Raw genomic sequence first — 11,737 nt, forward strand, 5'->3', positions numbered from 1 at the left:
GCCGATGACCGTGCCAGGGGAAGAGGCGACGCCTTTTCCCGGGGGGAGCTTTGCAGGCTCCCCCCTTTTCCTCTGGCCGTAAATATCCTCGCCGAAGGCATTAATCTCTTACGCCCCCAGGGGCCGCAAAAGCTCGCGGCTGATGATATGGCGCTGGATTTCCGAGGTCCCGTCCCAGATCCGCTCGACCCGCGCGTCACGCCAGAACCGCTCGATGGGGAAGTCGTCCATCAGCCCCATGCCGCCGAAGATCTGCAACGTAGCGTCCGTCACCCGCGCCAGCATCTCGCTGGCATAAAGCTTGGCCGAGGCGATCTCGCGGTTCGCCGGCAGGCCCTGGTCCAGCCGCCAGGCCGAGGCGAGCGTCAGCCAGTCGGCGGCGTCGATCTCGGTGATCATGTCGGCGACCTGGAAACTCACACCCTGGAATTTGCCGATACGCTGGCCGAACTGGCGGCGCTCGGCGGCGTAGTTCAGGGCATAGTCGAAGACCCGCCGCGCGCGCCCCACGCTCATCGTCGCCACTGTGATCCGAGTGGCGTAAAGCCATTCGTTCATCACCGCGAACCCGCCATCGACCTCGCCCAGCACCTGGGCATCGGGCAGGCGGCAGTCGTCGAACTCGAGGATCATGTTCTTGTAGCCCCGGTGGCTGACCGACTTGTAGCCGTCGCGGATGGTAAAGCCCGGCGTGCCGCGATCCACCAGGAAGGCGGTGATGCGCTTCTTGGGGCCTTTCGGGGTGTCGTCCTCGCCCGTGGCGATGAAGACGATGATGAAATCGGCATGATCCGCGCCCGAGATGAAATGCTTGGTGCCGTTCACCACCCAGTCGCCACCGTCGCGCCTGGCAAAGCACTTCATCCCCCGCACGTCCGACCCGGCATCGGGCTCGGTCATCGCCAGCGCATCCATCCGCTCGCCCCGTACCGCAGGCAGCAGATAGCGTTCGCGCTGCTCGCCCTCGCAGGCCATCAGGATGTTCTGCGGCCGACCGAAGAAATGCGTCAGCGCCATGGATCCGCGCCCCAGTTCCCGCTCGACCAGCGCGAAATCCACATGGCCAAGGCCCGCGCCGCCAACCTCCTCGGGAAAGTTGCAGGCGTAAAAGCCAAGATCCATGCACTTGCGCTTGATCTCGCGGGCCACTTCCGGCGCAACCTCTCCGGTGCGCTCGACCAGTTCCTCGTGAGGATAGATTTCGTTTTCGACGAAGCTGCGCACCGTCGACACGATCATTTCCTGCTCGTCCGTCAATCCGAAATGCATGGTCTCACTCCTTTGCGTGCAGGGCGACCAGCGCCGCCACCTTGTCCGCCACATCCTCGGGCGGCTCACAGGTGCGCCGGGTCTCCAGGCTCACATGCAGCATCAGCTGGTCGCAGGTGGCCATGACTTCGCCGTCGCTCTTGCGCTTCATTTCGTGGAAACAGCGCAGCTTCTTGCCGCCGCCTTCGGTCACGCGGCTTTCCACGATCACGGCTTCACCGGCATGGGTCTCAGCCAGGTACTTGATCGTGGTCTCGACGGTGAAATAGCTGAGGCCCCGCTCTGTCACATAGCGTTCGTCGGCGCCCGCAACCGCCATCACGCCCTCGGCGGCATCGCTGAAGATCTGGCCGTAGCGGCCCTCGTTCATGTGGCCGTTGATGTCGGTCCAGTCGACCGGCACGATGCGGTCCTGGCTGACCAGCGGCACCGCCTCGGCCGGGGTTTGCATCAGCATGCGCTGATGGTTGGCGATAAGACGGCCCGCCGCGTTGCCCTGTTGTTTCAGTGCGCGCATCATGGCGATCAGGTTGCGGTCGCGCTTGCGTTCCAGTTCACGGATCGTGAGGTGCCCGGACTGCGCGTCGGACTGGTCCGCGATCAGGTCCACCAGTTCGGGCGTGAATTCGGGCACGTCCATCAGCTTGGTCCACGGCCAGCTGAGCGCCGGGCCGAACTGCGCCATGAAGTGCCGCATCCCGGCCTCGCCGCCGGCCACGCGGTAGGTCTCGAACAGTCCCATCTGCCCCCAGCGCAGACCAAATCCATAGCGGATGGCGTTGTCGATCTCCTCGGTCGTGGCGATCCCGTCCTTGACCAGCCATAGCGCCTCGCGCCAGACGGCCTCTAGAAAGCGGTCCGCGATATGCGCGTCGATCTCCTTGCGCACATGCAGCGGATAAAGCCCCACCTCGGTCAGCACCGCCTTGGCCGCCTCGACCATCGCGGGCGCCGTGGCCTCGGACGGCACCACCTCGATCAGCGGCAGCAGGTAGACCGGGTTGAACGGGTGCGTGACCATGATGGTCGACGGATCGGCAGCACCGTCCTGCAATTCGGACGGTTTGAAGCCGCTGGTCGACGAGCCAATGGGCACGCCGGGTGCCGCGGCCTGAATCTCGGCAAAGACCTTGTGCTTCAGGTCCAGCCGCTCGCTCACACTTTCCTGGATCCAGTCCGCGCCCTCGACCGCCTCGGCAATCGAGCCGTGAAAGCTCAGCTTGCCCTCGGCGGGCAGGGCACAGTCATAGAGCATCGGCAACGCGCCGCGCGCATTGTCCAGAACCTCGCCCACCTTGCGCTCGGCTTGCGGGTCGGGGTCGAACACGGCCACATCCCAGCCGTTCAGCAGGAACCGCGCGGCCCAGCCGCCGCCGATCACGCCGCCACCGATGATTGCCGCCCTTTTCGTCATCGTCGTTCCCTTCGTCATCTCAGCTTGATCCGCGAGGTGTCATAGCCGTTGAAATTCAGGATCTCCGCCGCCGCCCGCAGCCGGTCCGCCCCGCCTTCGGGGCGACGGTCGAGGATCCAGCCATAGCTGCCATCGGGCGTCCCTGATCGCCGCCGTGCGGAAATCGTCATCCACCCACACGACCCACATCTGCCGCGGCGCTTCGCCCTCGCGATTCAGTTGCCAGCGGTTCTGCCCCAGCGGTTTGGCAAGCCATATCTCGGTGTCCGTCTCGCAGTCGCCGGACAAAAGGCAGGCCTCGGTGCGGAACTCCACCGCCTGCTGTCCGCGCAGGTCCGGCACAAGGGTCACCATCGCCAGCCCGCCATCGCCGGGAAAATACCCGCGCACGAACCACGGCCCGCCCATATCCTGCATCCCGTTGCCGCGCGTCGTCACCGACAGTGGCTGACCCGTGTCGCGGAATGATCTGTCCGGGGCCATGGGCCCGTTCGCGCAGCCCGCCAGCATCAGCAAGCCGATGCCTGCTCCGGTCACGTATCTCAGCATCGCGCGTTCCTTTCCGCAAAATCCGGGTCGTTCGGCCCGCCGAACGTGGCAAGACTGCCCTTGGTAAAGGAGACACATGATGAGCATCCAGTTTCAACCTCTGCCGACCGATCAGGTGCGGCACCTGCGCGGAACCCTGCGCGACATTTACAGTCAGCCCATCGCGGCGCTGGTGTCCGACGGCGTGGGAGTCCCTTGCCGTCACTGCCTGCGGAACGTTCCGGACGGGCAGCGTTATCTCGTGTTGGCATGGCGGCCGTTCCGGGGGCTGAACCCATACACCGAGACCGGGCCGATCTTCCTGTGTGCCGAAGACTGCGAGGCGGCCTCGCGGTCAGACGCGTTGCCGCCGATGCTTGCGGCACCGGCCTATATCGTCCGGGGCTACACGGCGGACGAACGGATATGCCCCGGCACGGGGCAGGTGACGCCGACACCGGATATCCGGGCCTACGCAACACGGCTGCTGGAGAACCCGCAGATCGCGTTCGTCGATATTCGCAGCGCGTCGAACAACTGCTTCCTGTGCCGCGTGGTGCGGTCCGGATAGGGCACATGGTCATGGCACCAGCGTTTCGGTGTGGCCGTCCACCGCCATCACCTGCCCCGATATCTTGGACGCGCCCGGCGATGCGAGAAACAGCACCATGTCGGCAAGGTCATCGGCGGTGACCCAACTGCGCAGGCTGACGCCCCTGACGTATTGCGCGCGCACTTCGTCCTCGGTCTTGCCGCTGGCGGCGGCCTCCATTGCCACGACGCGATCCATCCGGTCGCCTTCCACCGCGCCGGGGGCGATGGCGTTCACCCGCACGCCCGCCGGGCCCAGCTCCATCGCCAGTGTCTTGGTCAGGCCCACCAGCGCCCATTTGGCCGAGGAATAGGGCGAGCGATAGGGATAGCCCCATTGCCCCGCTGTCGAGGTCGTCAGCACGATCAGCCCCGCGCCCTGCGCCCGCATCACCCGCGCGGCCCAGCGGCAGGTCAGGAACGAGCCGTGCAGGTTGACCGCGATGCACTGCTGCCACGCGTCATAGTCCAGGTCCTCGATCAGTCCCGCCTGACCGCCCGTCCCGGCATTGGCGCAGACCACGTCGGCCCCGCCCCATTCGCCTTCGACCTGGCCGAGGAAAGCGTCCATCTCGGCTTCGTTGGTGACATCGGCCTCATGCGCGATCAGCGACGGGTTGGCCTCGGCCACAGCGGCCACCGCCACCGGGTCGGCGTCGCAGATCGCCACGCGGTCGCCCTCGGCCAGGAACCGCTCGGTCAGCCGCTTGCCGATGCCCGAGGCCCCGGCGGTGATGACCACGCGGCGGCTCATGGCCGGGTTGTCCGGCAGGCGCAAACGACACCGACGCGATGCCACCCAAATACCGACGCGATACCGACAGCCATTTTCAGACCGGCGCCCGCTTTGTCAGCCCCAGCTTCTTGCGCACGTCCTCGGGCCCGATCACGCGGGCGCCCAGCCGCTCGATAATCTCGCGCGCCCGCGCGACAAGCTGTTCGTTGGTGGCCAGCACGCCCTTGTCCAGCATCAGGTTGTCCTCCAGCCCGACGCGCACGTTGCCCCCCGCCAGCACCGAGGCGGCGACGTAAGGCATCTGGTTGCGCCCCAGTCCGAACGCGCTGAAGTGCCAGTCGTCGGGGATGTTGTTGACCATCGCCATGAAGGTGTTCAGGTCATCCGGCGCGCCCCACGGCACGCCCATGCACAGCTGCACCAGCGCGGGGCTGTCCAGCACGCCGTCGCTAACCAGTTGTTTCGCATACCACAAATGTCCCGTGTCGAAGGCCTCGATCTCGGGCTTCACGCCCAGTTCCGTCATCATCCGGCCCATCGCCGTCAACATGCCCGGCGTGTTGGTCATGACGTAGTCGGCCTCGGCAAAGTTCATCGTGCCGCAATCCAGCGTGCAGATCTCCGGGCGGCATTCGGCCACATGCGCCACCCGCTCGGTCGCGCCGATCATGTCGGTTCCGGCCTCATTCAGCGGCAGCGGGCTTTCGACATCGCCGAACACCATGTCCCCGCCCATTCCGGCGGTCAGGTTCAGCACAACGTCGACCTCGGAATCGCGGATCCGCTCGGTCACCTCGCGGAACATCTTCACGTCCCGCGATGGCACACCGGTCTCGGGATCCCGAACGTGACAATGCACCACCGCCGCCCCGGCCCTGGCCGCGGCGATGGCACTTTCGGCAATCGCTTTCGGGCTGCGCGGTACATGCGGACTCTTGTCTTGGGTTCCGCCCGAGCCCGTTACGGCACAGGTGATGAACACCTCTCGGTTCATGGCAAGTGGCATTGCAGGCTCCTCTTTCGGTGCCGACAGCATAGTGCGCTGGATACCTCGAAAATATTGCAATAATAGTCAAAAATCATGCCGGAATGGACAAAATCATCTGCGCCGCGTACACGGATAGGCTTTCTGCTTTTCGATCGTTTTTCCAACTTGTGCCTGGCCAACTGCATCGAACCCTTGCGCGCGGCCAATTCGCTTGGGGTAAGTACCGTGTTCGAGTGGACGGTGCTGAGCCTCGACGGCGCCCCGACGCGATCTTCCAGCGACATCGAGATGATTGCAAAAAGCGCGGTGTCGCAGATGGCGAAGGTCGATTACCTCTTCGTGCTCGCCAGTTATGGTCACGAGGCACATGACACCCCGCGGACCCGCCGGCAACTCCGCGATGCCGTGCGGCACACCAACCGGGTCGTGGGACTGGATACAGGTCCCTGGCTGCTGGCGTCGGCCGGTCTGCTCGATGGAAAGCGCGCGACGGTACATTGGGACGTGCTGGATGCGTTTACCGAACGGTTTCTGGCGGTCGAGGCGGAGCGCGCGCACGTTCTGACCGACGGCAACGTGATCACATGCGCAGGGGCCATGTCGGCATTGGGCCTGACGCTGGATCTGATCGCCCAGCATCTTGGAATGTCGGCCCGTTTGGATGTCGAGGCGCTGTTCCTGCAAGGCGACCCGCCCGTGGGTGGAGGCCGCGCGACCCAAGTCACGGATCCGCTGGTCCGCAAGGGGTTGCAGCTCATGCGGGATACGATCGAGAACCCCATTTCCGTGCAACAGCTTGCACAGCGCCTGTCCTGTCAGCCGCGCACGCTCGACCGGCGGTTCCGGGCCCGGTTGGGCGCGCCGCCGGGTAAGGTCTATCGGCATCTTCGGCTCGCCGCGGCACGCAAGTTCATCGAGGACAGCACCCTGGGGGTCGCCGAGATCGCAGTGCGCTGCGGCTATGATTCTCCGGCCGCCATGACCCGCGCCATCCGGCGGCAATACGGGACGACACCGCGCGAACTGCGGCGCCATTGACAGCCTTGCGAGCGCCGCTAAAGCTGCGCCCATGACAAGCATTCCCCGAAATGTGGCCGTAATCGGCGCCGGCATCGTCGGCGTGTCAACCGCGCTATGGCTGGCGCGGGAGGGGCAGCAGGTCACGCTGGTCGACAGGGCCGGACCGGGAGAGGCGACAAGCTTTGGAAACGCGGGGCTGCTGGCCTCCGCAGCCACGTTGCCCGTGCCGGGGCCGGGGCTGCTGCGCAAGGCGCCGCGCATGGCGTTGGATCCGCGCGAACCACTGTATCTGCGGATGCGACATCTTCCGGCTCTGGCCCCATGGCTGTTTCGGTATTTGCGCCATGCGTCAGCGGAAGCGGCACGAAAACGTGCCGACGCGATCCTGCCACTGATCGGCGACAGCCTTGCCGACCACCAGGCGCTGGCCTCTGGAACGCCCGCCGAGAAATACGTGCTGCCCTGTGATTATGTCTACGGCTATGCGGATCGGTCTGGGTTCGAGGCCGACCGTTTTTCGTGGGACCTGCGCACGGCACAAGGCTTCGATTTCTCGGTGATGGATCGCACCGCGTTCAGAAGCTACGACCCGATCTTTGGCGACGCGATCGGGTGCGCCGTCAGAATGCCGAACCACGGACGTATTTCCGATCCCGGCGCCTATGTCAAAGCGCTTGCGGCTGCGGCCGAAGGCCTTGGCGCCAAATTCGTCCGGAGCGAGGCAAAAGGGATCGTACGCAAGGATGGACAGGTTCGGGGACTGCGCCTCGATGGCGACACCCTGCCTTGCGACACGGTGGTTGTCGCGGCCGGGGCATGGTCCAAGGAATTGACCCGATCCTTGGGGCTCGTCGTTCCCCTACACCCCGAAAGCGGTTTTCATATCGAGTTGTGGGACCCGTCACAGACCCCGCGTGCGCCGTTGATGTTCGCGGCGGGCAAGTTCGTCATCACACCGATGGAGGGGCGCATCCGACTGGCCGGGATGGTGGGCTACGGCGGTTTCGATGCGCCACCGCCCGAGGCGCCGTACCGCATGTTCCTGCGCCATCTGAAGAAGGCTTTGCCGGGACTGGAATGGAAGGAAACGACCCGATGGATGGGTCACAGGCCGGCGATGGCGGATTCTCTTCCCATGATCGGGCCCGTGCCGGGGATTTCTGGGGTCTACACCGGGTTCGGCCACGACCACGTCGGCCTGACCGCGGGCCCCAAGACGGGCCGTATCCTGGCGCAGATGATCTCGGGCAGGCGGCCCAATATCGACGTCGGCCCCTTCGCGCCCGAGCGTTTCAGTTGCTGAAGCCGAAAAGCTGTGCGGATATGAACGCGCGTCTGTGCAGAAACTGCCGGCTTATCGGCTTTTGCCGCTCCGTCCTAACTTCTAGACTGCGGCAATCACGGCGCGGACCTCACGACCGTTTGACGTTCCAGCGACTGCCAACAGGGATAGGAGCCAGACATGATTTCATTCACACTCAACGGAAAAGAAACGGAAGTCGACGCAAGTCCGGATATGCCCCTGCTTTGGGCGCTGCGCGATGAACTCAAGATGACAGGCACGAAATTCGGCTGCGGCGTGGCCGCTTGCGGGGCGTGCACTGTGCATATCGACGGCGTGCCGACGCGGTCCTGCCAGACCTACCTGGGCGATCTGGACGGGGCGGCCATTACCACGATCGAAGGCGTCGAAAGCAAGGCCGCCAAGGCTATCCAGAAAGCCTGGGTCGAGCTTCAGGTGCCGCAATGCGGCTATTGCCAATCGGGGCAGATCATGTCGGCCTCGGCGCTGCTGGCCGAAACGCCCAAACCCACTGACGACGATATCGACACGGCGATGGACGGCAACCTCTGCCGCTGTGCGTCCTATGCCCGTATCCGCAAGGCTATCCACCGGGCCGCAGAAATCATGGAGGCGTAAGATGAGACTGATCGACAAACGCGACCTGATGCCGGCAACCAAAACGCTGGAGACGACGCGGCGCGGATTCCTGACACTGTCGGCCGGTGCCGCCGGTGGTCTGCTGCTTGGGGCTGCCGTGCCGGTGCGTGGTCTGGCTCAGTCCGGTGCCGAGGGCGACGTGTTGGTGACGCCGTTCGTGCATGTCATGCCCGACAACACCGTTCTGGTACTCAGCAAGCACCTCGATATGGGGCAGGGCACGGCGTCGGGTCTTGCCACGCTGGTGGCCGAGGAACTGGATGCCTCGATCGACCAGATCATCACCGATTTCGCGCCGTCCAACCCCGAGCTTTACGCCAACACCGCGTTTGGCGTGCAGGGTACCGGCGGGTCTACCGCAATGCCCAATTCGTGGGAGCAGTACCGCAAGGCCGGCGCGACCGTCCGGGCGATGCTGGTCAATGCGGCGGCAGCCGAGTGGGGCGTCGATGCCTCCGAGATCGCCGTTTCCGAGGGCAAACTTTCGGTTGGCGAAAACACTGTCACTTTCGGCGAGATGGCGAGCCTCGCGGCCGGCCAGCAACCGCCCGAGGATGTTGCGCTGAAGGCAACCGAGGATTGGGTCTATATCGGCAAGTCCTTTGCCCGCGTGGAGGTGCCGCAAAAGACGCAAGGCAGCGTCGGCATGTTCGGGATCGACCAGCAGCCCGAGGGTGGGCTGGTTGCCGTAACGGCCCGGCCGCCGCGGTTCGGCGCAACCCTGGCCTCGGTGGACGCGGCCGACGCGAAAGCGATGGACGGCGTGCATGACGTGCTGGAAATCCCGCAAGGCGTCGTCGTGGTGGCCGACACCACGTGGAAAGCGATGCAGGCGCGGGACGCGCTGACGCTCGAATGGACCGAAGGCTCGGGCGAGACCCGTGGCACCGATGCGCTGATGGAAGAGTTCCGCGCGCTTCTGGACAAGCCCGGAAACCCGGCGGGGCCAAAGGGCGACGCCGCGGCCAAGCTGGAGCAGGCCGAGAAAGTCATCGAGGCGGATTACGTCTTTCCCTACCTTGCCCACGCTCCGATGGAGCCGCTGGACATGACCGTGCTTTATGACGGCAGTTCGGCGCAGTTCTGGGGCGGCTCGCAATTGCAGACCGTGGATCATGGCACCGCGGCCTCGGTTCTCGGGCTCGAGATGGGGCAGGTGCAGGTCCATACCAAGTGGGGCGGCGGCTCTTTCGGGCGGCGTGCCACCGGTGATGCGCATCTGGTTGCCGAGGCCGCCACCATCGGCAAGGCCTGGCGGGACGCCGGGCATGAGGCGCGACCCATCAAGCTGGTCTATACCCGCGAGGACGACATCAAGGGCGGCTACTATCGCCCCCTGACGATGCACCGGGTGCGTGCTGGCCTCGATGCCGACGGCAACATCTCGGGCTGGGAGCACCGCATCGTCAGCCAGAGCATCGCAAAGGGCACGCCGTTCGAACAGTACATGGTCAAGGAAGGGGTCGACGACACCACCATCGAGGGTATTCACCCGACGCCCTATGCCATCCCGGACCTCACGGTCGATGTGCATCACCCAGATGTCGGCGTGCCGGTCCTGTGGTGGCGCTCGGTCGGGCACACGCATACGGCCTATGTCATGGAAACCATGATGGACGAACTGGCGGAGGCCGCAGGGCGTGACCCGGTGGAGTTCCGCCTATCCTATCTGGGCGAGGACGCGCGGCTGGCCGGCGTGCTTCAGCTGGCGGTCGAGAGAGCCGGAGAGACCGGGCCGGAGGGCACGCATCGCGGGATCGCCGTGCACAAGAGTTTTGGCAGCTACGTGGCCGAAGTGGCCGACGTGCGACTGCGCGAAGACGGCACGATCAAGGTCGAGAAAGTGACATGCGGCGTGGATTGCGGTGTTCCGATCAACCCCGACAATATCGTGGCGCAGGTCGAGGGCGCCTTGGGGTACGGCCTGTCGTCAATCCTGCGCGAGCAGATCACCCTCACGGATGGCGAGGTGGATCAGTTCAACTTCCCCGACTACACGCCGCTGCGCATCTCGGACATGCCGGAGGTGGAGGTGCATATCGTGCCCTCGACCGAAGCGCCCACCGGCATCGGCGAACCGGGTACGCCGCCCATAGGCCCTGCCGTGGCCAATGCGGTGTACAAGGCAACGGGCGAGCGGGTGCGCAGCCTGCCGATGTCGCAGCACGGCCTGGCCTGAGGCCAGTTGCTCGAGACTTGGAAGAAGGGGCGGCAACGCCCCTTTTTTCGGTCCGGCAGCTGCGATGGAGCTTCTGGCGATCCCGCGAGGACTCGAACCCCGAACCTGCTGATTAGAAGTCAGCTGCTCTATCCAGTTGAGCTACGGGACCGCTTGGCAAAAGCCTTACCCAAGCGCGGGCGCGAATTCAAAGGCGAAATCACGCGAACGGGTCGTCGGGATAGCCAACGCCGGCAAGGTACAGCCCCTGCGGCGGGCAAACCGGGCCGCAAGCGGCGCGGTTACGGGCGTCGAGCGCGGCTTTGACCTGATCTGGTGACCAGGCTCCGGCGCCGACGCGTTCCAGCGTGCCGACGATGCTGCGCACCTGGTTGTGCAGGAAAGACCGGGCGCGCAGACGAAAGTGGATCTCTGGACCGCCCAAGCATTCCATACATGAAATATCTATCTCGTCCAATGTCTTGACCGGGCTTTTTGCCTGGCAGATGGTCGAGCGGAAGGTGGTGAAATCGTGATGCCCGACAAGATGCGCCGCCCCCTCGCGCATCGCGTCGACATCCAGCGGGGTCTGGACACGCCAGACCAGCCCCTTGTCATGCGTCGCCGGCGCGCGGCGGATCAGCAGGCGGAAAAGATAGCGCCGTTCCACGGCCGAGAACCGCGCGTGCCAGTCGTCGTCCACCCGCGCACAGGCAAGAATCGCGACCGGAAGCGGCTTCAGGTGATAGTTCAGCGCCTCGGACAGGCGAAAGGGGTCCCACGCCTTGGTCATGTCGCATTGTGCCACCTGTGCCAGCCCGTGGACGCCCGCGTCTGTGCGCCCTGCTGCCGCAATCGTGTGCGGACCCGGCTCCAGCCGGGCCAGCGCATCCTCGATCGCGCCTTGCACCGAAGGCTGGTCGGCCTGTCGCTGCCAGCCAGCGAAGGGTGCGCCGTGATATTCGACTTTCAATGCATAGCGGGGCATGAAAAGCCCTTAGCGCGGGTCGGGACGGGGAACAATCCCCCAACGCTCCCCTCTGGCACATGTCGGGTGCGCGGCCTATCTTGAGGACAGAGAGAGGGGCAGT

The 11,737-nt window shown here is 65.1% G+C and carries 11 protein-coding genes and 1 tRNA gene; 5 read left to right on the forward strand and 7 right to left on the reverse strand.

Annotated features, from left to right (window positions below; all coding sequences use genetic code 11):
* Nucleotides 1-108: 108 nt before the first annotated feature.
* The 3 genes from ACSQ76_RS04140 to ACSQ76_RS04150 are packed head-to-tail and all read right to left on the reverse strand — an operon-like array spanning nucleotide 109 to nucleotide 3,232.
* The gene (locus tag ACSQ76_RS04140) at nucleotides 109-1,269 is read right to left on the reverse strand and encodes an acyl-CoA dehydrogenase family protein (RefSeq protein ID WP_306130479.1); all 1,161 of its coding nucleotides are present in this window, start codon (nucleotides 1,267-1,269) and stop codon (nucleotides 109-111) included.
* 4 nt (nucleotides 1,270-1,273) lie between these two features.
* Nucleotides 1,274-2,683, reverse strand: coding sequence for a carnitine 3-dehydrogenase (locus ACSQ76_RS04145; RefSeq protein WP_437155573.1), 1,410 nt, complete (start codon nucleotides 2,681-2,683; stop codon nucleotides 1,274-1,276).
* A gap of 39 nt (nucleotides 2,684-2,722) precedes the next feature.
* On the reverse strand, nucleotides 2,723-3,232 hold the full coding sequence (locus tag ACSQ76_RS04150; RefSeq protein ID WP_437155574.1) for a hypothetical protein: 510 nt from the start codon (nucleotides 3,230-3,232) through the stop codon (nucleotides 2,723-2,725).
* Nucleotides 3,233-3,311: 79 nt separating this feature from the next.
* Between ACSQ76_RS04150 and ACSQ76_RS04155 the strand changes: the two genes are divergently transcribed.
* Entirely contained in the window at nucleotides 3,312-3,782 is a 471-nt protein-coding gene (locus tag ACSQ76_RS04155) for a DUF1203 domain-containing protein (RefSeq protein WP_437155575.1), read from the forward strand.
* Between the two features lie 9 nt (nucleotides 3,783-3,791).
* On the opposite strand, the gene ACSQ76_RS04160 is transcribed toward ACSQ76_RS04155, so the two are convergent.
* Nucleotides 3,792-4,556 (reverse strand): SDR family oxidoreductase, encoded by a 765-nt coding sequence (locus tag ACSQ76_RS04160; RefSeq protein WP_437155576.1) that lies wholly within the window; start codon nucleotides 4,554-4,556, stop codon nucleotides 3,792-3,794.
* Between the two features lie 76 nt (nucleotides 4,557-4,632).
* Complete coding sequence (locus tag ACSQ76_RS04165; protein WP_437155577.1) at nucleotides 4,633-5,544, reverse strand: 3-keto-5-aminohexanoate cleavage protein; 912 nt, start codon at nucleotides 5,542-5,544, stop codon at nucleotides 4,633-4,635.
* 75 nt (nucleotides 5,545-5,619) lie between these two features.
* Here ACSQ76_RS04165 and ACSQ76_RS04170 point away from each other — a divergent pair, with 75 nt between their 5' ends.
* From ACSQ76_RS04170 to ACSQ76_RS04185, 4 genes are all read left to right on the forward strand, one after another.
* Nucleotides 5,620-6,564, forward strand: a complete 945-nt coding sequence (locus tag ACSQ76_RS04170) for a GlxA family transcriptional regulator (RefSeq protein WP_437155578.1) — start codon at nucleotides 5,620-5,622, stop codon at nucleotides 6,562-6,564.
* 31 nt (nucleotides 6,565-6,595) lie between these two features.
* Entirely contained in the window at nucleotides 6,596-7,849 is a 1,254-nt protein-coding gene (locus ACSQ76_RS04175; RefSeq protein ID WP_437155579.1) for an NAD(P)/FAD-dependent oxidoreductase, read from the forward strand.
* A gap of 159 nt (nucleotides 7,850-8,008) precedes the next feature.
* On the forward strand, nucleotides 8,009-8,467 hold the full coding sequence (locus tag ACSQ76_RS04180; RefSeq protein WP_306130473.1) for a (2Fe-2S)-binding protein: 459 nt from the start codon (nucleotides 8,009-8,011) through the stop codon (nucleotides 8,465-8,467).
* A gap of 1 nt (nucleotide 8,468) precedes the next feature.
* The gene (locus ACSQ76_RS04185) at nucleotides 8,469-10,667 is read left to right on the forward strand and encodes a molybdopterin cofactor-binding domain-containing protein (RefSeq protein ID WP_437155580.1); all 2,199 of its coding nucleotides are present in this window, start codon (nucleotides 8,469-8,471) and stop codon (nucleotides 10,665-10,667) included.
* 74 nt (nucleotides 10,668-10,741) lie between these two features.
* Here the strand turns inward: ACSQ76_RS04185 and ACSQ76_RS04190 are convergent.
* A tRNA-Arg gene (locus ACSQ76_RS04190) sits at nucleotides 10,742-10,818 on the reverse strand.
* Nucleotides 10,819-10,866: 48 nt separating this feature from the next.
* On the reverse strand, nucleotides 10,867-11,634 hold the full coding sequence (gene truA / locus ACSQ76_RS04195; protein WP_437155581.1) for a tRNA pseudouridine(38-40) synthase TruA: 768 nt from the start codon (nucleotides 11,632-11,634) through the stop codon (nucleotides 10,867-10,869).
* Nucleotides 11,635-11,737 lie beyond the last annotated feature (103 nt).

Source organism: Roseovarius sp. B08 (genome assembly GCF_051417955.1).
GTDB lineage: Bacteria > Pseudomonadota > Alphaproteobacteria > Rhodobacterales > Rhodobacteraceae > Roseovarius.

Excerpts from the sequence above, each read along its gene's own strand:
- ACSQ76_RS04140 (WP_306130479.1), bottom strand. The coding sequence starts at position 1,269 with ATGCATTTCGGATTGACGGACGAGCAGGAAATGATCGTGTCGACGGTG.
- ACSQ76_RS04145 (WP_437155573.1), bottom strand. The coding sequence starts at position 2,683 with ATGACGAAAAGGGCGGCAATCATCGGTGGCGGCGTGATCGGCGGCGGC.
- ACSQ76_RS04150 (WP_437155574.1), bottom strand. The coding sequence starts at position 3,232 with ATGCTGAGATACGTGACCGGAGCAGGCATCGGCTTGCTGATGCTGGCG.
- ACSQ76_RS04155 (WP_437155575.1), top strand. The coding sequence starts at position 3,312 with ATGAGCATCCAGTTTCAACCTCTGCCGACCGATCAGGTGCGGCACCTG.
- ACSQ76_RS04160 (WP_437155576.1), bottom strand. The coding sequence starts at position 4,556 with ATGAGCCGCCGCGTGGTCATCACCGCCGGGGCCTCGGGCATCGGCAAG.
- ACSQ76_RS04165 (WP_437155577.1), bottom strand. The coding sequence starts at position 5,544 with ATGCCACTTGCCATGAACCGAGAGGTGTTCATCACCTGTGCCGTAACG.
- ACSQ76_RS04170 (WP_437155578.1), top strand. The coding sequence starts at position 5,620 with ATGCCGGAATGGACAAAATCATCTGCGCCGCGTACACGGATAGGCTTT.
- ACSQ76_RS04175 (WP_437155579.1), top strand. The coding sequence starts at position 6,596 with ATGACAAGCATTCCCCGAAATGTGGCCGTAATCGGCGCCGGCATCGTC.
- ACSQ76_RS04180 (WP_306130473.1), top strand. The coding sequence starts at position 8,009 with ATGATTTCATTCACACTCAACGGAAAAGAAACGGAAGTCGACGCAAGT.
- ACSQ76_RS04185 (WP_437155580.1), top strand. The coding sequence starts at position 8,469 with ATGAGACTGATCGACAAACGCGACCTGATGCCGGCAACCAAAACGCTG.
- truA (WP_437155581.1), bottom strand. The coding sequence starts at position 11,634 with ATGCCCCGCTATGCATTGAAAGTCGAATATCACGGCGCACCCTTCGCT.